This window comes from Nodularia sp. LEGE 04288 (assembly GCF_963896525.1).
In the GTDB taxonomy this organism is placed as follows: domain Bacteria; phylum Cyanobacteriota; class Cyanobacteriia; order Cyanobacteriales; family Nostocaceae; genus Nodularia.
The window spans coordinates 12,431-35,258 of sequence record NZ_CAWQOY010000093.1; the positions used below are offsets into that span (position 1 = coordinate 12,431).

The following is a 22,828-nucleotide window of genomic DNA, read 5'->3' on the forward strand; positions in this document are numbered from 1 at the left end:
GTGTGTCCCCTAACGAATGCTGTAGGCGACGGAACAGGATAGCACTGAAGCACACATGATAATTTTTAAGTGTTGAGAAAATTTTTTATGACAACAGCCATTTCCTATGAAAATGCGCCTGATTTAGCGGCTGACGATTATATAGTTATCGGTCTATCAACCTGTTTCATCAAAGAAGACGGGGAAGTTTATCAAGTTGAAGTTGTAGAACCAATTCCCTCTGCTGCTTTAGAAGCCTTGTTAAAGGGTATTCCCACTTCCTATAAGCTAGCTTGTGCAACCACACTAGGAGCTGTCCTGGATGGCGACACACCGCTCTTACCAGATGGCTTTCCCGAATCCTCTCAGTTTGGAGAAGAATTCGCCTTCCGGGCGTTGGCGACGGCTCGCACCTACAAGCGTCGTGAAATTGCCAAGTCCCTAATTCCTCTAGGTACAACCTACAGTGATTTTCAATATTCCATTGAGCGTAAGCGGGTACTCAATGCTGCTAGAGTTGTCAATAAAGAAGACAACGTGAAACAGCATTCCCACACTCACAAAGTTCTTTAATTGGAAGTAATTATGCTAAAACTTTACGGCGGCGCTCGTAGTCGAGCCTCAATTGTCCAGTGGTATCTAGAAGAACTGGGCGTTGGCTATGAATTTGTGATGTTGGAGATGCAGGCGGGCGAACACCTACAGCCTGAGTACCTGAAGATTAACCCAATGGGTAAAGTACCAGCAATTGTGGATGGTGACTTCCAGCTTTGGGAATCAGGGGCAATTTTACTGTATCTTGCCGACAAATACGGCAAAACCCCACTTTCACTAGAAGAGCGGGGGATATTTTCCCAGTGGGTATTATTTGGCAATGCTACCCTTGCTACTGGGATTTTTGTAGAAGCCAGTCGAGAAAAAGAAACGCCCCGCTTGCTAACTCCCTTGAATGAGATTTTTGAGCGACAATCTTTTTTACTGGGTGATGAATTCACTGTTGCGGATGTAGCTGTGGGGTCTATCCTGGCTTACATTCCCATCATGCTGAAGTTAGACTTGAGCGCCTACCCAGCCGTTTTGAACTATATCAAGCGCATATCTGAGCGTCCGGCGTTTCAAAAAAGCATTGGCGGCGGTTAGGTACAACTGACCAAAAAGAATCAAAAAAGGTAGTGTAGGGTAGACAAAATCTACCCTATAAATTTTTAACGGTAATTAGTGAATTGCAAAGCCACAGGAAAATCTTCTTGTTTTACCCGCTGCATCACATCTTGTAAGTCATCCTTAACTTTAGCCGAAACCCTGACAGAATCACCTTGAATTGAGGCTTGTACTTTTTTGAATTCATCGCGAATCAATTTGGAAATTTGTTTAGCAATTTCCTGACTGATACCTTTTTTGAGGGTGATTTCTTGACGTACACGGTTTCCGCTAGCTGATTCAACTTTGCCAAACTCAAAAATTTTCTGAGAAAGGTTACGCTTGGCGGCTTTTTCTCGCAGGATGGTGTGAACAGAGTCTAAGGTAAACTCGCTGTCAGTACTGACATTAATGCTTTGCTCGTTCAACTCCAGAGTAGTTTGAGTATCTTTGAGGTCATAACGACCTTTGATATCTCGCACAACTTGATCGACAGCATTCACTAATTCTTGTCGGTCAAAGTCGCTCACAATGTCAAAGGAATATGTAGAAGCCATAAACAATTTTAGATTTTAGATTTTGGATTTTAGATTGGGGTAGCCCCTGGGGGGAAGTAAAAAGTCAAAAGTCAAAAGTCAAAAAAACTTTCTTTCCCCACTCCCCACTCCCCACTCCCTAATTAACTAGTAGCTTGGATAATGCTCAAAATGATCAGAGTCGCAGAGCCAAAAGAGCCAATGGCAAACATTAGCGATCGCAATAGGGGTATATTCAAAATATAAAAAATTGAGTATAGCAAACGCGCCACAACAAAAGCGATCGCGGCGACGGCGGCTGTAGGAGAATTAACACCAGTTACGTATGCCATCAATGCTGCGGTGGCAAACAACATAAACGTTTCAAAGGAGTTTTGATGCGCCCAGGTGGCTCTTTGAGCATAGGGGGGCAATTTATCAAACATGGCGCGAGGAGTAGCAAGGGCTTCATACCCAATCTGCACACGAGCATAAGCTACCAGTAAAAACGGCAGATAAATCAGAACAACAGCAGCCGCAATAGAGTACAACAAAACAGCAGACACAGGCAGTTGAGAGACCATCATTAAACCAATCAATAGTAGTTGTTAGTTAACTGTAATTAATCGGTAACAGGTAATTTGGCTAACCCAACTACCTATTACCAATTCGCAGTTTCCTATATCTATCATTACCTGGGCGAGGACTTACTGCACTTTAGTCAAAGTAGAAAAGCGTCACCACTTTTCTTTGTTCTTCGGCATCTCCACAAGTTTGCAGCAGAGTGCGACTGTCGTGAAATGCAAAACAGATCAGTTGCTGGCAGCGCGAGACAATCTCCTTATTACAAATATAACTAGCTTCAGCTAAAGACAGATTATCATTACTGGGATTTTCTACCAGATGCATCACCTGCTCTAGTTGCTGGCGCGATTCCTGGGGCTGGCGTGACAAACTTTGGGGTAAAATCACCGTTAATAAATTGGGATCTGCCCGCATTGCTCCCTTAATGGCAGCTGAATTTGTACCTGTAGCCCCAGAGGTGATTACCCGATTCCCTGATAGAACCAGGGCATAGGTCATCATTTCAATGAGATTCTGATGCGTAATTGGCACATGACGAGAACCCAGCAAGGCGATTCGCTTAGAACCCGTTTGCTGGATGGTCGCCAGTTCCTGCGCTAATGTATCGAGTTTGGTAATATCTGTTGACTGGCTCAAAGAGGGGATGTAATCAGATTAAACAACCCAGCTATTTTACCAAACAGAGTGTAAGTGAGAAGCCTACTTGAGTTACATATTGCTACATTTTCCTGATGTTGGCTTCATTAACTGAATAGCTAGGTCACACCAGTTGATCCAATGAGTTTCTTGACACTCCCCGACCTAAAGGTACGAGGATTCTTGCTTCGCAGGGATTCCAATGAATTTACCCTCAGCAAGCATCGTAACTAATGCCATTTAGGAGCGTCAGATATTGAAACTTTGCTGTTTCTGCCAGGTCTTGGGGATTCTGAAAATATTGCTGTTCTAAATTTTTATATGTAGACTAATTTTTCTACGTGGGTGTCTTTAACAAAGAAAAGAAGGGATTGGGGATTGGGGATTGAGAAATTTGTTCCCCCTGCCCCCTGCCCCCTGCTTCTAAGGTAATGCCCCGGCGGGAGTTAAGCCGAGTTTAGATAACAAGCGCTCAACGTCAAAATGCTCAGTCATTAACTGGCGAATGCACTGAACCTTAATCGGTTCGTGTACCCGTACTTGACCAAAAGTCCGGTCAATAATTTCCACAGTAGTGAGGGTATCTAAATCAACCGATAGGATGGGGATTTCTAGCTCTTCAGCACGATTGAGAATAAACGGGGGTGGTGGCAGTTGTCCGGTCAAAATCAGGCATTGTGTAGAAGTTTCTAAGGCGGCTTGTTGAATTTCCACGCGATCGCCTCCTGTAACTACTGCCATATTTCGGCGTTTGCGGAAATACTTCACAGCCGAATTGACATTCATCGCGCCAATTGCCAAACTCTCCACCATCAAATCTAGGCGATCGCGGCGACAGAGAACGTCAGCATTTAACTGGGTTACCAATTCCCCAACGCTGACACTGCGTAGCAAGTCACTTTTCGGCAATGTTGCTAATACGGGAATGCCTTGCTTTTCTAAATACGGACATAATTCAGCGTCAACTATTTCTAATTGTTCGCTAGGGATATCATTAATCACAACTCCCACCAAGCGATCGCCCACATACTGTTTAGCAGACAATAACGCCTCAGCGGAAAGCAGCGAATTATAACGAGCTACCAATAGCACAGCCGCATCTAATGCTTGGGCCACCTGTAACAGAGACAAATCAAACAGATGTCCTTGTGTCAAATCACCAGGCCCCTCTAGCAACACCAAATCTCCTTGGGAAATTTGCAAATATTGCTGTTTTAAGAGCTGACAATAATCGGTTTTGTCTTCGCCGCGTAAGCGTTTTTGGACATTGACCTCATCCAAAGCCAGCATTGTGGGAGCAACACGGTTTGTTGCCAAGCTCAGACTATGGGCAATAAACTGGACATCTTCCTCAACTACGGTTCCGCCAGATGCACTAAAACAAGTGCCTAGCGGTTTACCGTAGGCAATATCTAGTCCGTTTTGCTGTAGCTGATGAGACAAACCCAAAACTGTGGCAGATTTACCACTATAAGTTTCCGTTGAGCCAATCAGCAAACATTTAGCAGATTTTGGCACACATGCACTCCTAATTGCAAAAGGAAGTAGAACCAAGCTTAGGTGTTCCGCCCTGAAAAACTTACCCAAAACCCGATAAATCCTGACAAATCAGACATAAAATAGTTTTGGTGTTTTATTCGGTGCTTCCCACGGTTGGCAATCCGATACCATCCACAGGCAGATCACCCGTAAGCTAGGATGCTCCATAACGAGAGAGTTCAAACTCTTAAACCCTCATTTTTGATGTTAACTGCGGAATTTTCATCTTTATCTTGGACATCACCGCAGTTTGTACATTTAATATATTCTATCTGCTAAAGTAAAATCTTGTTGATGACCTCAATTAGAAAATAATTTAGAATTAAGATACCAACGGCTAATTATTACCAGATGTGAATCATACAGATTAAATTTATATTCTAATTGCTTTCTCAATTGAAATACACACAAATCAGCTATTACCCGTGTAAATTCGGTTTTCTTAGAGGATGTTTGACGTTAAAATATTCAATAAAAATTACATTAAAAAATTTTGCTCACCATGTAGTTAATTTGTGTAAATAGTTTTTCCTGATAATCGTTTCTCGCTTTTTTTAAATTTATTCAACCCTTTATCTGGTTGTTTAAAGAAGTTTTTTGAAATATCTCTAAGAGAATGTTTGAAAAGTTTTGGGCGAATATAATTCGCTACTACACAGGCAAATTCTATCTGCGTGGACTAATTAAAAAATGTTTTTTAACCCGCCCAGGTGGTCACTTAGCTTGTCGATAGCGTAGCGTGGCGTTAGCCATAGTGCGGGTTTAGTTTGTATAGTCGGGCTGTAATAAATCAGACTTTTCAAAAAACCTCTAAGATGCGTTGCTAACTGTTGGGGTGACGTTCAATTTGAGGTTCCTAGACGCATTTGAAAAAATATCAGATGTGATCTAAGTAGGTAAGCAGAAATAAACCAAACTATATTACAACTTGTAAATACTCCTGAAACCCTCACCAATGACCAATGATTTACCCTGCTTGCCCTGAGCGTAAGCCGAAGGGAGCGTAGCCGAAGGGCAAAGGACGACCCTAGCCAGTTAACTTTATTTACGCCGACCTACTTAATATCAATTTGACCATCTCCAAGAATTTGATGTCTGGTTTGTCCAGAATGTTAGCGTAATTTACGCCCTGGACAAAACCCTAATTTTAGTTGCTTACGGCGACAGGCTGGAGTGCTAACAAAGTGGAGTTTCCCAAAATTTACTTTTTTTGGGTATACTTTGAATCTTTTTTTATTCGTCCATACGCAGCACTTTGCGGTAAAAGGCTTGTGAAAAATCAGTCAGGCGATGGCGCTTATAATTTTCCATAAGTTCAATCAAAAAACTCATAAATTCAAAACTTGCCATCATCACTTCATAGCTAAGTTCCGCATTCCCCTCAAACTGTATCCGGCAACGTGTTAAATCGGAAGGCAGGGTGGCAACATTCCAAGAAGCGACAAAGGAAATACTGTCACCGCCTTCAATTTTGCGATGTCCCTCCAAAATGCCTTTTTGGTAAAGACTCAGGGCAAGTGGTAAAAAATTACGCTTCGCACTCTGAATATAAGGTAAGTAAACGTTTGCTTGTTGTGGACTGGCAGGTTGGAGTTGCTCAATAGACATCTTTGAATATTCCTAATCTCGATATTAATAGATGTGAATATTGTTCCCTAAAAATGTCTATTGCTCACAGTGACGTTTATTACTCGATTAAATGCAGTCTAATTTTTCCCTATGCTATGATTCATCAAGTACCAGACACCAAAATTTTTTTTGGTCGAAACAGTACGGTAGGTCATACCAAATCTGGCTTCTGCAATGAAGCAAAAAGCTTGCGGACAGATTCACATCTGACATGGTTAGGAAACTAATTATGATCAGTAGACGGGATGACACAAAAATTCCATTGGCTTTTAGCCTTGGAAGTGTCAAAATAAGGCTGCATCGGCTTTTAATTCAGAAGCTAGAGCAATAAAAGCAAAAATCCGCGTTTCATCTGTGGGATCATGTTATTATTACTGGACAAACAAAGATAGTGAGTTACAATCAGCGCTTGTAAAAGTCTGTGTAAGTTGTGTTTTTGAATGTGGGATTTCCTGCTTTTTCAGGTTTATAACAATACTGGTTTTTAAATAAAATAAACTATGCCAGCGAATTCCTGGCCCGAAGACGATTATTACAACGAGCTTGACCAACTTAACTCCCTATTATCCGACCAATCGGCAGACGAGGAGGAGTCAGTGGTAGAGGTAAATGCCATGTCTCTACCATCTCGGTTTCAAGGACGTAGACGCAAAGCCGCTCTGGTTTTGACTGTGGTTTGGAGCGGTACAATCGCTCTGCATTTAGCTTCTTGGGGTTCAATATTCATTCTAGGACTGACTACTCTCCTGGGTTTTCACGCTTTAGTGGTGGTATTTGCTAAACCCCGGCGCTATGGCAAAGAAATGCAGGGAGATTTTCCCTCTGTATCTGTGTTAGTAGCAGCCAAAAATGAAGAAGCAGTTATTGGTAAATTAGTCAAGAATCTTTGTAATCTAGAATATCCAGATGGGCAGTATGAAGTCTGGATAATTGACGATAATAGCACCGATAAGACACCGGAGTTATTAGCGGAACTAGCCCAAGAATATAACCAACTCAAGGTTCTCAGGCGTTCTCCAGAAGCGAGTGGCGGCAAATCTGGAGCCTTGAATCAGGTATTGCCATTGACTAAGGGCGAAATTGTCGCAGTGTTTGATGCTGATGCTCAGGTAGTACCAGACTTACTGCTACAGGTAGCACCTTTATTCCAACGCGAAAAGGTGGGGGCGGTGCAGGTGCGAAAAGCGATCGCCAATGCCAAGGAAAATTTCTGGACTCAGGGTCAAATGGCAGAAATGGCTTTAGATACCTGGTTTCAGCAACAACGTGTCGGCATCGGTGGGATTGGCGAACTGCGCGGTAATGGTCAATTTGTCCGGCGTACAGCCTTAGAAAGTTTTGGGGGATGGAATGAAGAAACCATCACCGATGATTTGGATATGACTTTGCGCCTACATTTAAATAAATGGGACATTGAATGTACATTTTACCCAGCTGTGCAAGAAGAAGGGGTGACAAATGCGATCGCTCTTTGGCATCAGCGCAGTCGGTGGGCAGAAGGTGGGTATCAGCGCTATTTAGATTACTGGGATCTCATCCTCAAAAACCGCTTGGGTGTGCGAAAAACCTGGGATATGCTGATCTTTATGTTCACTATGTATATCCTACCCACGGCAGCAGTTCCAGATATATTAATGGCGGTAGCTCGGCATCGTCTACCAATGTTAGGCCCTGTAACTACACTCTCAGTCAGTATGTCTGTTGTAGGGATGTTTGCCGGACTCAAGCGTATACGTCAAGATAAGGAATTTAATATTTCTACCTCTTTTCAGTTACTGCTACAAACGCTGCGTGGCTCTTTATATATGTTGCATTGGTTGGTAGTCATGAGTGCTACCACTGCTCGGATGTCCGTCAGACCAAAGCGCCTGAAATGGATTAAAACCGTGCATTCAGGTAGCGGCGACTCATAAAATTAGCCCTGGCGACTAGAAGTCGCGGCTATACAACCGAAACCCGTCTACGCGGGTTAAAAACCTGAATTTTTCATTAGTCCACGCAGGTGGACTTTGCTTGTGTAGTAGCGACTTCTAGTCGCCCTATACTTTTCTTAAAATCTTAAAATCCGAAGTTCAGAATTTATTCTCAATTTTGGATTTTTTTTTGAGAAAAATTCGGTTAATTATGTCAATAATTAATCATCATCTATTTCTGGTTCATCCAAGCCATCAGATGTAGCCATAGATTCAGGCGAATCTACTCCATCGTCTGTGAGGCGGATAACCTGACCATTGAAGAAATCCGCTAGACGCTTGGCGGCGATCGCCACTTCATCAGTTTCCCAATCAGCCAAAGGCCTTTGTGTTTGTTGCGGGGGTAAGGTTTGTACTCTAGCTGCACTCGTCGTTGATTCAGTTTTGGCTGGTGTTGCTACTGGTGTAGGTGTTGGTGTAGCTGGTGGAGTCGCTGGTGCAAAGGATTGAATTTGCTGATTATAGTTGGGTGCTGGTGGTTGCGGAACGGGAGTAGGATTTTGTGGTTGAGGATTTGTTCTTGTTGATTTAGAAGTAGAAGAATTTCCTTTTTCCAAATAAACCTGGATTTCGCGCTGAAAAATCTGTTGGAAAGCAGCCTTAATCACTGGTAGATCAGATTTAAGTGTGTCTAACCAAGCGCCTTTAACAGCAATACGAACCACGTTCCCGTTGAACTCTGAAATTTCGCACATTTGACCCAGTAAAGCTTGTCGAGAAGGCATCTGAATATTCAAACAGACCTGTTGCCAAACTTGAGTTAAGTCATACCCTGATTGTGTAGTAACTTCCTGTGGTGCAGGTTCACTATTTACAGGTGCTGGTGCTTGAGTTTGAGGTTCTGGTGTGGTTGGGGTGGGATGAACCGGATTGTGATTTGTGGACTGAGGAGCAGATACTGGGTTAACCGTCGGATTGTGATTTGTGGGCTGAGGAGCAGATACTGGGTTAACTGTCTGATTGTGATTTGTCGGCTGAGTTGCAGATACTGGGTTAACTGTCTGATTGTGATTTGTGGGCTGAGGTTGTGCAGCAGCAACTGGGTAATAATTTGGAGCTACAGCAGGCGTATTTACTCGCTGAGGTGTGCTTGCAGCTTGGGTTTGAACATTTGCACTCGGCAATAATCCTAGTAGTGTTACTTCCAACCATAAGCGTGGCTGGGTGGTATTTTTAATTTGCACTTCTGCTGTGCGTAGGTGTTGCTGTCCTCGCAAAATTGTACTCATGTCAAGTTTCTGGGACAATTCTATTAACCCTGTCCAGGTTTGCTGAGTACAAGTCACTAAATCCTGGCGATTAGCTGCTGTTTGTGCTATGAGCAAATCTCTGTATAAAGCGGCGAGATTTTGCAGAATAATTAGCGGTTCTCTTCCACTATCGAGGATTTTACGGCTACAATCTAAAACGGCTTCTGGGTGGTCTTGAGCGATCGCATTCAATAAGGCAATTAAGTCTTGTTCACTCACCGAACCGACCAAATCCCAAACTTTGTCAGGAGTCACTTCACCCACAGTCAAAGCTAATTGATCCAGTAGACTTTCTGCATCTCGCAATCCTCCCTGAGCAATTTGACCGATTAAAGTGACAGCATCAGGAGATATATTAATATTTTCTTTAAAGGCGATCGCACTTAAATGGTTAACCATCGCCTCCAACTGAATACGTCTAAAATCAAATCTTTGGCAGCGTGAAATAATCGTTGGTAAGACTCGCTGCGGGTCTGTTGTGGCTAAAACAAAAACTACGTGCTTCGGTGGCTCTTCTAATGTTTTTAATAACGCATTGAATGCCGCCGTACTGAGCATATGGCAATTATGCACCAAAAGCCCATTTGCCACAAAGTTGTGATTATCTGCGACTTCAATGTCATAGACTCGTTCAACTCCAGCGAGGTGAACAGATTCGACTGTCTCCAAACTTGTAATCCATTGAGGGGATTGAATATTGTTTGAGGTCTGCCAACCATTGTCTACTGGTTCTTGCCCCCATCCAGATGTAGTAGTATTTCTGTCTTGTACTACTTCTGGTGTAAGACTTACTGGCTGCTGGGTATCCCATTGAGGTAAGCCAAGTAGCAATGAGTTGATTTTCTGTGACAGAGAATCCTTCAGTATGCAATTGAATCTGTGGACTGCCTTGTGGAGTAAGGCTGAGTGATCCATCATCGCAAAACCACCAAGCCAGTCCCTCTGGGGTAATTCGATTAAGCCAGTCCATAGAGACAAGTTTTTTATCCCCATTTGGTTTGACAATTTCAAAGACATCTTTGAGTTGGGGATGACAAACGGTGTTGCAGGTAACTGAGGTGTTTCCGTACCCTTTGTTAATGACAATTCGCAGTTGTGGACGTAATTCTTGAAGGCGCTTGGCTTTGTATTCCAACCATTCTTGCTGCTTTTCTGCGTGTGTCCAGCACAATCTGGGGAATCGGCTGTATTTATTAGGGTAAGAGATGGAGCCGTCTCCCAGTAAGGTTCCATAGATAAGTCCAAGTGCATCCGGTTGTAAAACCGCAGCATTGGCAAGGAACTTTTCTGTTCTGAGTTCCCAATTTCCGTGTCCTTTTTTGTATGGATGTCTTTTCCAGTGAGACTGGATGCTGCCAATTCCCCTACCTTTTTTTTGTAAGAATGTGGGGATATTAAGCTTTTCGCCACACCCGCAAGCACAGAAAGGTCTAAATAATTCAGCTTGTTGAAGAATAGATTCCAGATTGTAAGATTTTTGCCCGGATGTATTGCCTTTAAACTGGTGTCCGCTAACGAATCGCCGGATGCGTCCATCGACACCAAATTTATAAATGAGGGTACCGCATCCACATTCACAGGAGATAGTATCTTCGCTCCTTCTTTTACGTCTTTTGCTGGTATCCATCCCTGGTCTGTCCTGATTAAATGATTACCCGTACATCTAATTTCTCGGTTATTCGTCTTGATAACCAGCGTTTGACGTTCTCCTTGGTCTAACCACCTAACAACTTGCTTGAATTGCCACTCGCCTGATGAGTCGTTGTAACTCATCACTTTCTTACCCTTGATACTAGGATCATCAATTCTGACGAGTCCTTGATCAGTTAAAACCAGAGAATCTCCAGTCAGGCATTCATCGACCACATAAACCTTGTAGCGACACTGTACAGGGGCAAACTGCGCCTTTTCAATTAACTCACGGATATTATCTACACCAGTGTTACTGGCAGCATCAATTTCTATGACATCGAGAGAATAACCCTTAGTGATGCCTTGACAAACGTCGCAAACTCCACAGGGTTCAGCAGTTGGGTGGTCACTGTTGAGACAATTGAGAGATTTAGCGAGAATCCGGGCGCTAGAAGTCTTTCCCGTGCCTCTGGGGCCTGTAAACAAATAGGCTGGGGCAATTTTAGCAGTGTTGATCGCGTTGGTGAGGGTGGTAGCGATCGCCTCTTGTCCCACCAATTCAGCAAAACTCTTCGGGCGATACTTGTGGTGGAGCGGTTCGTAAGACATGGATGGAAGACTTCAGTGCCTTTCTACTTTGGTTAGCAGCACCCAGTCGAGTTTGGGATGCAACTATTTTAAACTTTTAGACATGGGTTATGGATGTGTCATACCCTAGAAAAAACACGAGATATCCAGTCTACACATTTTAGTCAACAATACTCAATGGTGCAAAACAAATGCTCAGGCGGCTAATTCAATGGTTCAAAGGTCTTTTTCGCAGCTTGTTTGGAGGCCCACGCACTCCCTCCACTGTGGGGGATAATGTGCCAGAAAAACCAGTGCCACCCCTAACCGATACTGACTTGGAATTTCTCTTCAACGAACTGATAGAAGGCGTACATCAAGCCAGAGGCAAAGATTGGGCGCAAAAGTGGCTACATAATATTGAACATCGGGTCTCGACTGAACGCTGGGTAGAATGGTTACGGCGCTTTGGCGACAAATTGCTAGCATCACCTACACCTAACAATGAATTAGCGGCTCGCTTCGTGCAACTGGGTGATCTGGGCGTTGGTGAAGTGGGAAATGTTGCCTACGACATTGGAATGCAGTTGTTGACCCGCAATCAAGGTGAACCCGTATGGGAATATGACGGGCCAGATGCAGTCAAGACAAGTTTACCCTCCCAAAATAATTACCCAGTCGAAGAGTCAGTCAGTCAGAAAGAAAATTTGCCCACAGAGGAAGGAACCCAAACTGTCACTCTAGATCAGCTGTTTATCATGTTGCAGCAGGATCAGAATTTACGTCAGCAAATTGCCCAGCAACTGGCTATTGAGACAGATGATCCAGAACTGATTATTCAGGAACTAATCAATCAATATCATGCTCCCAGTCAATCAAACACAGATCAGACTTAAGCAGGCATTATTGAGAAATCATGAGATGAAGAGGCAGGGGAGAAGATTAGAGGAAAGGTTGTTAAGCAAGCGGAAGTGTCAAGTAATTTCCAACTCACCCCCGCTCCCTGCTCCCTGCTCCCCTGCTTCTTTCCCCCTGCCCAGTTCCCAATCTTGAAATAAAAAACTTTTGGATATTTTTTTTGAACAGATAGCTGAAACTTGGTTGAATTTCAGTGGGTTTGACGTAATAAATGATTTTTTTAACACAACGATCGCTACAATAATTTAGGAGAGATCAAATCCAAGAGTATGGCAGATGCTCACGCAGCTATTGCAGTGGCTTAACAAGTTTTCAAAGCACCCCGTTGGTAAACAGAGTAGTTCTTTCGAGGCTGCGAGGGGATTGGAGGTGACACAACCACCACCTGAGCTAACTAATGCGGATCTGGAAGTTTTATTTACCCAGTTGTTGGGAGGTGTACAGCAAGGACGAGGACAACAATGGGCGATCCAGTATCTAGAACGCATGGAGAATCGCATCAGTGTTGAGCGCTGGATAGATTGGCTGCTGATATTTGGCGAAAAATTACTTTTATCACCAGCGCCCAATCATCAGTTAGCAACACAGATGATGCAACTAGGCGAACTGGGAATTGGTAAGGTTGGTGAACTTGCTTACGACATTGGTATCCGCTTGTTGACAGGAGAATTGGGCGAGGATGACGAAGAGTCAGAAGAAAGTGAAACCACAACTTCTGAAATGTTCGATCACCCATTAGACTCTTCCCAACAAGATTTGATACCTAACTTGGGGGAATCGTTATCGGAGTCTGATAGTTTGCGTGGCGTAGCCATAGACCCAGAATTGGAAGTTACAGCAGCACAACCCCAAATTGATTTTCCTTCAGAAATATTGACTGAGAATTCAGCAGAACTGATCCCGGACTCTCCCGATACATCTGAGGAAACTACACCACCATCGCGAATCACGCTGCTGGAAAAAGATGTGACGGACAATTTTAACGGACTGTTAGGAGAGTCGGATGAGCAAAAAGCTCAGAGGATTAAATCAGAACCAGCAGCAATAGTATCTGCTCCAGGGAATTGGGATCAGTCCTTGGAGAATGTGGAGCCAAATGTAGCGCACACCTTGGATGAGTTATTGGTGAGGTTGGATCAGAGTACCAATTTAGTCCAACAGCTAGCTGCTAATCTGTCACGGACAAATCAAATTTCAGCGATTACTGCTGATCAACCTCATGTCCAAGGCATAGATTGGTTTTATCAAGGTCTTCAGCAAGCCAAAATAGGTGATTTGGTAGGAGCGCTCGCTGCTTATAATCAAGCTATAGAAATCAATCCTGATGCCTCTGAATATTGGTTTAACAGGGGTTTAACTTTATTTCATTTAGCAGATTTTGCCGAAGCGATCGCCTCTTACGACCAAGCCATAGCACTCAAGCCCGATCACTACAAATCTTGGTATAACCAGGGTTGTATTTTCGGGGAATTAGGACAATTTGAAGAGGCGATCGCCGCTTTTAATCAAGCCATAGCAATTGCTCCTCATAAAGCAGAGGCTTTTGCTCACAAGGGTTTAGCCCTGTTGAAATTAGGACAAGTTAACGAAGCAATTTCCAGTTATGACCAAGCCCTGGAACTGGAACCACAAGACCCAGAAAACTGGTATTACCGAGGGATAGGCTTGGCTGTCAGTGAGCAATATCCAGAGGCGATCGCATCTTACGACCAAGCCATCGAAATTCAACCAGATTTTCCGGAAGTCTGGATTGACCGAGGTGTGGTGTTATTTAATTTAGGAAATTGGTCTTCAGCGATCGCCTCCTGGGATCAAGCACTGGCTACACAACCAGATTTATACTTAGCTTGGTATAACCGGGGTATAGCCTTAGAAAACTTAGGACACAGAGAAGAAGCGATCGCCTCCTATGAAAACGCCATAGCGATCAAACCCGATTTTCACATAGCTTGCTACAACCAAGCAGTAGTACTGTTTTATTTAGAAAGATTTGCCGAAGCGATCGTTGCCTATGACAAAGCCTTACAAATTAAACTTGACTATTGGGAAGCTTGGATTGGTCGAGGAACGGCTGCTGGTCATTTAGTTACCCCAACACGATTAAACTCCTTAACTAGCATCGCCACACACAATTCTGCCTTGCAGCAGGGTGGCTATGAGGGTAAACTAGCAAGCTATGAAGAAGGCTTGAAACATATTCGCCCAGATACCCACCCAGAAGGTTGGGGTCGATTGCACATCGCCAAAGGCAATACTTACTACGAAATAGGTAAAAAATCTGCCACATCTCGTAATTATTGGCATCAAGCCATAGCTGAGTACGATCAAGCGCTGTTGACCCTGACAACAGAAGACTTTAGTGAGTTGCATTTAGAAGTTTTGCAATCTCTGATTAAAACACTCTTAGGTATAGGTCAAATAGCACAAGCACAAGAGTTACACCAACAAGCCACATATCTATTAGCACAACTACTGACTGATTCAACTTCTTCTGATCACAGTAAAAAACAGATCGCTCTCAAATTTGCGGGAATTAGTCAATTAGAAGTTGATTTAGCTATAGAGTACGGCGACTTGGTAGAAGCCTGGGAAATGGCAGAACAGGGCAAAAATTCTTGTTTAACTTGGCTACTATCTAATTGGGATGAACAGATTTACTCACACGACTACAGTTCAGTCCAACAACTCCTCAATCCCCACACAGCAATTATTTATTGGCATATTAGCCCAGTAGCCTTACACACCTTCATTATCAAAGACCAAGCCCCATCACCCATTTTACTCTTCACACCCATACAAGATGTAGTCACAATAGACTTAGAAGAAAACGCCCCACCAATTGATCAATTGCCTTTACCGGAAGCTGTGAGACGCTTAATTGAATTTGAAAATTGGCTGGAAGATTGGCATCAGCAATACCAAGAATATCTGAATCAAGCCCAAGACCAACATAGCAAAAGCAATCATCCTTGGCGAGTGGATATGGCAGAAAAGCTGTTGCAACTTCAACAGATTCTCCAAATTTCCACAATTACACAAGAACTCGAAGACATCACCCAACTCATTTTAATTCCCCACCGCGACTTACATAGATTGCCTCTGCATACTCTGTTTAATATTTCTTCCCCCTCCCCAGAAAAACTACCAAGTAATTTCACTATTACCTATTTGCCAAGTGTCCAAAAAGGTTTGTTGGTACAAACTGAAAGTTTATCTCAATTGCCAGATCCAATGTTGCTGAGTATCGAATCCCCCAACAGCACAAACGATTCCCCACTAAAATTTGCCCAATGGGAATCGGCAATTATTAGCCAGATGTTCAATAATTCCCAACGCATCCAGGGAGCTAATGCTACAAAAAATGAAGTAGCAAATGCCTTATTTGATTCTAATAATAGTATTTTTCATTTTGCCGGGCAGATTATCAACAATTACAGTCAGCCAAAAAAATCAGCATTGGCATTAGTAGATGAAGAGCAAATAACCTTAGAAGAAATCTGTCAAACAAATCTCAATAGTTACAAATTGGTGACTCTTGCATCTGGTGAAACTGCGCTTACTAAAAACCAGAATACTACTACCGAATATCTGGATTTAGCCAGTGGTTTTATCTGTGGGGGAGTACCTCATGTGGTAAGTACCCTATGGACTGTAGAATCATCGGCCAGTACCTTAGTAATGATTGAGTTCTATAGAAGACTACAGCTAAAAAAATCCCCAGTTATGGCCTTAGCTGAAGCAACATTATGGCTGAAAGAACTGACTGCGCTGGAACTCACAGAATGGTATCAAGAGTTATTAAATAATCTAGATCCTGATGAATTAAAAATAAAAACTTATTTAGCAAGCTCTTTATATAGAAGTAGTAAAATGGTTGCTGATAAAAAACTTTACAGTCACCCTTACTACTGGGCAGCATACACAATCAAAGGTATTAAATAGCTCAAACTAAAAAAAAGTAATACCCAGATCCCCGACTTCTTAGAGAAGTCGGGGATCTATATCCTCAATGTTTTATGTTTAATTATGTTGACTGGATATCGAGAAGCTTGGTTAACTATTACCTCATCGGCATCAATGAATATTTATGCGCCAAGTTTAAGCGCTTTGAGTCTGTCCATGATTTCGCATCTGGCGCTTTTGCCAAAGGATGGCGGCAAAATTAGTCAACAAACAAGTGATTGCTAGGGACAACAATATATAAGTAGGTAACATGACCACGCCAATCATAAACCAAGTAAATACGTGCAGCACCATTACTAACGCGAAGATGCTGGCAAGTCCCACAGATTTCCACACTTGAACTGTTGGGCGACCCAGTACTGTGAGGATGATTGTCAGCGATGAGGCGATGATGTTGGCTGGAACGAGAAATGCACAAATGCTGATACAATTGCCACGGGAGAACTCAGCTAAAGCGTTGAAATCAAGCATCAATTTAGTGGGATTAATGTCAACATCTTAAAAATAAGAAATAAACATATTTTTAGACATTTGAATATACCTTAACATATGCCTAAAGTGATTACTCCATTTATGTAACATAATTTAAACACTTGAAAAAAGTATCATCCTATTTAGAGGAATCATTAAAAAAAGTTGAAATTTACCAGGAAAATAGACATCTCCAAAAAAGGTTGGAATCTCCAAGGAAGTGAATGAATAGCAACACTCGTTTACAAATGATCTTAGCTGACACACCTGTTGGCATTATATTACCTGCGATCGCGCAACTGAATCTGCCTAACTGGTGGTTAGCAGGGGGTGCAGTGCGAAATACAGTTTGGCGCGCCATATTTGGTCAAAAATGTGGTTTATTCATCAAAGATTTCGATATTGCCTTTTTTGATCAATCAGGAAACCGTTCCCAGGAACTAGCCGCAAAGGCACAATTAACCGCACAATTTCCCCATGAGCAGTTTGATGTAAAAAATCAAGCTAGTTTTGCCCGTTGGCGTTCTGGCCGCACACCCTACACCAGTACAGAACATGGAATTGAAAATTGGCTACACACCGCTACGGCTGTGGGAGTTAGACTAGATGCACAAGGGGAATGGCAATTTTTCACTCCCTACGGCTTAGATGACCTCTTTGCTGGAATTATTCGACCGACACCAGCACATATCAACAACCCCGACGCTGAGAAGAAAGCATCTGATTTTCTGGCTAAATGTCCAGATTTACAGTTAGCATAAACTCAGCATTTGCTCCCTTCTCCTTACCTTCGCGTAGCGTCTCCCTTTGGGAGAAGGAGAGGGGCTGGGGGTGAGGTTCCATATTCTATTTCGATATCAATTCCCTAAAACTTTTATCATCGGCAATTTCATCAAAATCAATGTCAAATTCCGCATCTTCTTGATATCTGGGATTGAGTTCAATTGCTTGTTGAAGATTTGCTAAGGCTAATTTAAGTTGTCTTTGCAGCGCATAACAGGCGGCTTTATTGTAATAAGCACTAGCATAGTCGGGATTAATTTCTAGCGCTTTGTCAAAACTAGCGATCGCGTGATCATCTTCTCCTAATCTTACCAAAGCATAGCCGCGTTTATCCCAGACCTTGGCAGAATTGGGATTAATTTCGATGGCTTTGTCAAAACTAGCGATCGCATCTTCATATCTTTCCAACTCTATCAAAGAAAGACCACGATTCAACCAAGCAACTGGATCATCAGGATTAACTTGGGTAGCTTTGTCAAAAGAATTGAAAGCTTCTTGCTGCTGTCCTAGCTTACCAAAAGCCACACCGCGATCGCACCAAGCCTGATGATAATCCGGCTGAATTTCAATAGCTCGTTCATAGGAAGCGATCGCATCTTTGTAGCGTTGCAGTCTTCCGAGAGTTAAACCCTGTTTCAACCAAGCAACAGCATTCTCAGGTTGTGCTTTCACAGCTTCATTATAGAGTGCGATCGCCGCTTCATATTTTCTTTGAGCAAATAACTCGTCTCCCTCTTGGAGATCATCATTAACTAACTCTAACCGTTGTGGCTGAGTTTCGGTAACTTCTGCCTTTTCCGGAACCGATAGCGGCTGACTATTCACCAACTCCTGCAAAATTATATTCTTGCGTTCTTGAGCGTCCAACTGCAACTCAGAAAGTTGAGATACAAAATCCGTCTCTAACTTTTCCAACTTTTCCAGAATCAGCAGCTTTTGTTCTTGAGCATTCAATTGTAATTCCGAAAATTGCGCCGTAAACGCAGAACCTGATGCTTCTAAATCAGCAATAATTAGCTCTTTCCGCTTTTCAGCTTCCACCTGTAATTCCGATAATTGAGATGCAAAATCTGACTGTACTTGTGTTAAACTTTCTAGAATTGCATCTTTTTCTTGCTGAGTCTCCGACTGCAATTCAGCTATTTGAGCTTTAAATAAATTCTCTAACTCCCCTAAAGTTTCCAGAGTTCTATCTTTTCCTTGTTGAGCATCTACCTGGAAACTGCCTAAACTCTCAAAAAGCCTATTTTTTTCTTGCTGAGTCTCCGACTGTAATGCCGCTACTTCTGATTTAAATAGCTTTTCTAATTCTCTAACATTTCCTATTAGATCATTCTTTTCTTGTTGAGCCGCCATCTGTAAACTTGTGAAACTTGCAACAGTCTTATCCTGATCTTGCTGAGTCTCAGACTGTAAGCTAGAAAGCTGGGAAATAAATTCATGCTGAGATTTTTCTAAATCTTCTAGAATTATATTCTTTTGTTGAGCAGCTGCTAACTGAAATTCATATAGTTTATGCTTAAGTTCCGATTCTAACCTAGCTAAATTCTCTATTGTTCCATCTCTTGTTTGTTCTACTTCCAATTGCAATTGAGATAGTTTAGCAAAAAATTCTGATTCTAAATTTTCTTGAATATTTTGAATTTTTGTTTCTAATCCTGCCAATATCTGATCTCTAGACTGCAACAGTTCAGAAGTCAAATTAGCTAAATTGTCTTGCTCTCTTTTGATATTGTCTTGCAGAGTCGCAACTTCTTTTTCTAATTCCCGATTGATCTTTTTCGATTCTTGAATCAGATTTTCGGCATCTTGCTTGACAATAGTTAGCTGATTTTGTAAATTTTCCACTCCCTGTAGCTGCGCCATTGCTCTATGAACAATTTCACGAATTGCCACATTTCGCAACAACCAGAATAAAGCAATCACCGCCACAGGAAACAGACTCAATATCACCAACCACACATTGAACAAAACAGTCGTGCTATTCACAGGTGGCTCCACCACAGATGGGACTAACTCTTGAGTCGGTGCTTGTGCTGGAAACTGAGCCAAATTTTCCGGCTGTTGCTCAGATATTACCTCAGCAATACTCAGTTCTGTGGAAACGGATGGTCTGGGTTGTCCACTAGCAATACCAGCAGACAGCAGCAACGGCGAAAAGACAACAGCGCTTTTCCACATTAAAGAGAGGACAACTTGATTTTTGCGCTTCATAAAAACCATCCTGATTCTGGGGTCAGTTTTTGAAGTAGCTTGCCTATCTCCAATCTATACCAGAATTCAATTCTCACCGAATACTTCGCGGCCTGCAAGCCCCTAAAATCAATTAGGGAGGATTTCAGGTGGGAAAATATATCCTGAATCGACCCTGAACAAGGCTACGGTGTACACACAAGTGATCGAATCGCCCCCTAACCCCCAATTATGGGGGAACAAGAATTTTCAAAGACCCCCAAGTTTGGAGGATTTAGGGGGCAAAACAGGCTCAAACGCATACAGGCAGGACTTGTGTGTACACCGTAGCTTTAAGAGACGGAGACGCTTAAAATCACTTTTTATACCCCATCATCCACAGGGATTAGCTCTTTGGGTTCAACAGTGTCCTCCAAGTGGCGCAACTCCTTGAAAATTAATCACTCTAGCGACAATTAATGAACCTTCAGAGTTTCAGCCCCAAAAAACTTCAGAATTCATCCCAAATGATAGAAGAAGGATAGGATGATTGTGTTACCTTAGTATTACTTCCAAACCAAAGTATTGAATTAAGAGGAAACCATTATCGTAGTCAAAAAACAACTAATCAACTCGCAAATTAAGTCCAGTCAAGTCTACTTGATTGATCATGAGAATAATAACCGTGGTCTAGTTGACACTGCCGAGGCTCTAGAGCTAGCAGAAAGTCTTGAGCTTGACCTGGTTGTAGTCTCCGAAAGCAAAGACACGCCAGTGGCGAAGATTATCAACTATGGTAAGCTTCAGTACCAAAAGAAAAAACGTCAGACCCAGAGCGCTAGACCAAGCGTCAAGGAAGTTCGATTCCGTCCCAACGTGGGTATAGCTGACTACAATTTACGCATTGAGCAAGCAGCTCAATGGTTGAGCAAAGGCGATTCAGTCAAATTTGCTATCCGTTTGCGAGGTCGAGAACATCAACATCGCGAACAAGCCGGAGAAATGCTAGACCGCATTGTGGCTGCTCTCAGTGAAGTAGGCAAAGTCCAATCACTGGATAAACGCTCACTGATTGTTCAAGTTATTCCCGCTTAAATTAAATCTTTCAGGGATCTCTTTAAGAAGACATCGCCTACTAAAAACAAAAGCTGTACATAAGGCGAATGGGGTTAAATCATCAAAAACCTTATTGGTTGCAGCTTGTATAAAGACAAAGTAGGAAATCGGAGAAGGCGCAAGTGAAATCAGATGCAGTTGCTTGGTTCGAGTAGGCCAGGAAGCAGATGATTCACTTGCCATATCTGAATTGTAGTTTAGGGATTTCCCAAAAATCAATTCTCCTAGTTACCATCCCACACAACTTCTTTCTCCTTGTCCTCTTTGTCTCAATTGACACTCCTCACTCTAAAGAGATGAGGATTCTTGCTTCATCCGTCCGAACTAGAAACCCGAATACAAGTATTCCAATTCCCCCGTTTGGATACGTCCACAAGCACACACGGACTGCCCGACCGCGTTTGAAAAGACTTTTAATTTCTGGTTTTTACTCCCACATTTGTACAAGATTTAGGATTTATACTACCAGGGTTCCGGATCAGGAGTTGTCCGCTTGACCTACTTCGTTTTTTATTTGTGCGCTTTACCGCTAAAGCTATAATACCGCAAAAGCCGTCCTAGAAGAACGGGGCTTTAAACCCAGTTTTTTGGTAATAAAGTATTTTTTTGACTTGTCAGTCGCTGAACCGCCGGATGGCAAACAATAGTAAATTGCTGCCTTCCGCAAAATATTACTCTTGAGGCTCATCAGAGATGGGTTCAGATTCGCTTTCAGGTTCGGTTTTGACATTAACTGGAACTTTAACGGGTTTTGGACCACGCGCCAGAGCAGGACTAACTTTTTGCCTAATATCATCTTTGAAAGATGATTTTTTTCCCGTGCTAGAGGAGCGATTCACCACGGGTTTCACGCTTTTAGACTGAGATTCCACAGGGGGGAGAGAATCCGAACTTTCGGAATTGTTGTCAGTAATTGCTTGGGCCTGACGTTCCGACTTTTTGATTGGGCGTTCTACCATTGTTAATTTTTATAAACTTATCTGTATATTACATTGGTTTGGTGAGAAGTTTCGAGAAGTGCGCTGCTAACTGTCACAAGACTTATCCGAATTACCAAACACAGACCCAACCAGAGAAGTTAATCATATTTTAACTATCTACTATATACAGATAGTTATCTTGTGTGTAATCTTAAGAATATTAGGATTTATTCGGTGACAGTATTTGTTTTGAGTATTGACAGGTGTTCCCTTTTGGTATCTACAAATTTAATTCTCCGAAATTTAAATCTATACACAGTAATAATTTTGGAGACAATCCGATGTCGATTTATGTAGGCAACCTTTCTTACGAGGTTACAGAAGCAGATCTTAGTGGAGTATTTGCTGAATATGGCACTGTTAAGCGGGTGCAAGTACCTACTGACCGTGAAACAGGCCGGATGCGTGGTTTTGCCTTTGTTGAAATGGGTACAGAAGAAGAAGAAACAGCTGCCATTGAAGCACTTGATGGTGCTGAATGGATGGGTCGCGGACTCAAAGTGAATAAGGCTAAACCCAAGGAAGATAGAGGTTCCTTTGGTGGTGGCGGTGGTAACAGAGGCGGAGGATATGGTGGTGGTGGCGGTGGTGGCCGTAACCGCTACTAAACTTCTCCACGAACAATTTCATTGAGGGAAGACAACAAAATAAATTCACCAATATTTGTAGGGTGTGTTACGGCATTTAGTCTAATAGTTTTGCCTGTGTAGTAGCGACTCCCACTCGCCTGGCGCAATATCTAAGCCTACAAATTGGGTATTTTGTTATTTGTCATTCCCTTCGCGGACGGAAAAGCTAGACACAATGTCTGGCTTTTTTGCTTAAATATGGGCTGGTACACAGAGGTTGTGCTTCGTAGAATCAGAGTGAGGGTTTGATTTTGGACTGAGATAGAGATAGAAAATTTTTAACTGTCCCAAGTAAAATGGTGATAAACATTTATCAAATGCTACCGTCTACACATTGAGATAGGAGTTTCA

17 protein-coding genes are annotated in these 22,828 nt (G+C 42.5%); 8 read left to right on the forward strand and 9 right to left on the reverse strand.

The window, feature by feature from the left end; all coding sequences use genetic code 11:
• The first annotated feature begins 87 nt into the window (after positions 1-87).
• Together AACX33_RS06765 and AACX33_RS06770 are read left to right on the forward strand one after the other, a co-directional pair.
• The gene (locus tag AACX33_RS06765) at positions 88-552 is read left to right on the forward strand and encodes a hypothetical protein (RefSeq protein ID WP_193999367.1); all 465 of its coding nucleotides are present in this window, start codon (positions 88-90) and stop codon (positions 550-552) included.
• Between the two features lie 12 nt (positions 553-564).
• A complete protein-coding gene (locus AACX33_RS06770; RefSeq protein WP_193999365.1) occupies positions 565-1,119 on the forward strand; it encodes a glutathione S-transferase family protein in 555 nt (184 codons plus the stop codon).
• Positions 1,120-1,184: 65 nt separating this feature from the next.
• Here the strand turns inward: AACX33_RS06770 and AACX33_RS06775 are convergent, their stop codons facing one another.
• The 5 genes from AACX33_RS06775 to ebsA all read right to left on the reverse strand — a co-directional run bounded on the left by AACX33_RS06775 (position 1,185) and on the right by ebsA (position 6,002).
• Complete coding sequence (locus AACX33_RS06775; protein ID WP_193999364.1) at positions 1,185-1,676, reverse strand: YajQ family cyclic di-GMP-binding protein; 492 nt, start codon at positions 1,674-1,676, stop codon at positions 1,185-1,187.
• A gap of 122 nt (positions 1,677-1,798) precedes the next feature.
• Positions 1,799-2,221 carry an MAPEG family protein gene (locus AACX33_RS06780; protein ID WP_445253295.1) on the reverse strand — a complete coding sequence of 141 codons (423 nt, stop codon included), beginning with the start codon at positions 2,219-2,221 and terminating at the stop codon, positions 1,799-1,801.
• A 130-nt stretch (positions 2,222-2,351) separates the two neighbouring features.
• On the reverse strand, positions 2,352-2,855 hold the full coding sequence (locus AACX33_RS06785; protein ID WP_193999362.1) for a DNA recombination-mediator protein A: 504 nt from the start codon (positions 2,853-2,855) through the stop codon (positions 2,352-2,354).
• Positions 2,856-3,278: 423 nt separating this feature from the next.
• Positions 3,279-4,373 (reverse strand): DRTGG domain-containing protein, encoded by a 1,095-nt coding sequence (locus tag AACX33_RS06790; RefSeq protein ID WP_193999360.1) that lies wholly within the window; start codon positions 4,371-4,373, stop codon positions 3,279-3,281.
• 1,254 nt (positions 4,374-5,627) lie between these two features.
• Positions 5,628-6,002, reverse strand: a complete 375-nt coding sequence (ebsA, locus tag AACX33_RS06795; protein WP_193999358.1) for a type IV pilus biogenesis protein EbsA — start codon at positions 6,000-6,002, stop codon at positions 5,628-5,630.
• A gap of 521 nt (positions 6,003-6,523) precedes the next feature.
• Between ebsA and AACX33_RS06800 the strand changes: the two genes are divergently transcribed.
• Complete coding sequence (locus tag AACX33_RS06800; protein ID WP_193999356.1) at positions 6,524-7,936, forward strand: glycosyltransferase; 1,413 nt, start codon at positions 6,524-6,526, stop codon at positions 7,934-7,936.
• A 221-nt stretch (positions 7,937-8,157) separates the two neighbouring features.
• Here the strand turns inward: AACX33_RS06800 and dnaX are convergent, their stop codons facing one another.
• Positions 8,158-11,487, reverse strand: a complete 3,330-nt coding sequence (dnaX, locus tag AACX33_RS06805; RefSeq protein ID WP_193999354.1) for a DNA polymerase III subunit gamma/tau — start codon at positions 11,485-11,487, stop codon at positions 8,158-8,160.
• A gap of 170 nt (positions 11,488-11,657) precedes the next feature.
• Here dnaX and AACX33_RS06810 point away from each other — a divergent pair, with 170 nt between their 5' ends.
• Together AACX33_RS06810 and AACX33_RS06815 are read left to right on the forward strand one after the other, a co-directional pair.
• On the forward strand, positions 11,658-12,341 hold the full coding sequence (locus AACX33_RS06810; RefSeq protein ID WP_193999352.1) for a hypothetical protein: 684 nt from the start codon (positions 11,658-11,660) through the stop codon (positions 12,339-12,341).
• Between the two features lie 298 nt (positions 12,342-12,639).
• Positions 12,640-16,305, forward strand: a complete 3,666-nt coding sequence (locus tag AACX33_RS06815; RefSeq protein ID WP_193999350.1) for a CHAT domain-containing protein — start codon at positions 12,640-12,642, stop codon at positions 16,303-16,305.
• Between the two features lie 156 nt (positions 16,306-16,461).
• On the opposite strand, the gene AACX33_RS06820 is transcribed toward AACX33_RS06815, so the two are convergent.
• Complete coding sequence (locus AACX33_RS06820) at positions 16,462-16,797, reverse strand: hypothetical protein (protein WP_193999348.1); 336 nt, start codon at positions 16,795-16,797, stop codon at positions 16,462-16,464.
• Positions 16,798-17,021: 224 nt separating this feature from the next.
• On the opposite strand from AACX33_RS06820, the gene AACX33_RS06825 reads away from it, so the two are divergent.
• The gene (locus AACX33_RS06825) at positions 17,022-17,558 is read left to right on the forward strand and encodes a nucleotidyltransferase family protein (RefSeq protein ID WP_193999346.1); all 537 of its coding nucleotides are present in this window, start codon (positions 17,022-17,024) and stop codon (positions 17,556-17,558) included.
• A gap of 85 nt (positions 17,559-17,643) precedes the next feature.
• Here AACX33_RS06825 and AACX33_RS06830 read toward each other — a convergent pair whose 3' ends face one another.
• The gene (locus AACX33_RS06830) at positions 17,644-19,794 is read right to left on the reverse strand and encodes a tetratricopeptide repeat protein (RefSeq protein ID WP_193999344.1); all 2,151 of its coding nucleotides are present in this window, start codon (positions 19,792-19,794) and stop codon (positions 17,644-17,646) included.
• 585 nt (positions 19,795-20,379) lie between these two features.
• Between AACX33_RS06830 and infC the strand changes: the two genes are divergently transcribed.
• Positions 20,380-20,847 carry a translation initiation factor IF-3 gene (infC, locus tag AACX33_RS06835; protein ID WP_227788895.1) on the forward strand — a complete coding sequence of 156 codons (468 nt, stop codon included), beginning with the start codon at positions 20,380-20,382 and terminating at the stop codon, positions 20,845-20,847.
• 692 nt (positions 20,848-21,539) lie between these two features.
• Here infC and AACX33_RS06840 read toward each other — a convergent pair.
• Positions 21,540-21,827: a hypothetical protein gene (locus AACX33_RS06840; protein ID WP_193999342.1), complete on the reverse strand. Its 288-nt coding sequence runs from the start codon at positions 21,825-21,827 to the stop codon at positions 21,540-21,542.
• A gap of 302 nt (positions 21,828-22,129) precedes the next feature.
• Between AACX33_RS06840 and AACX33_RS06845 the strand changes: the two genes are divergently transcribed.
• Entirely contained in the window at positions 22,130-22,456 is a 327-nt protein-coding gene (locus tag AACX33_RS06845; RefSeq protein WP_193999340.1) for an RNA recognition motif domain-containing protein, read from the forward strand.
• The last annotated feature ends 372 nt before the right edge of the window (positions 22,457-22,828 follow it).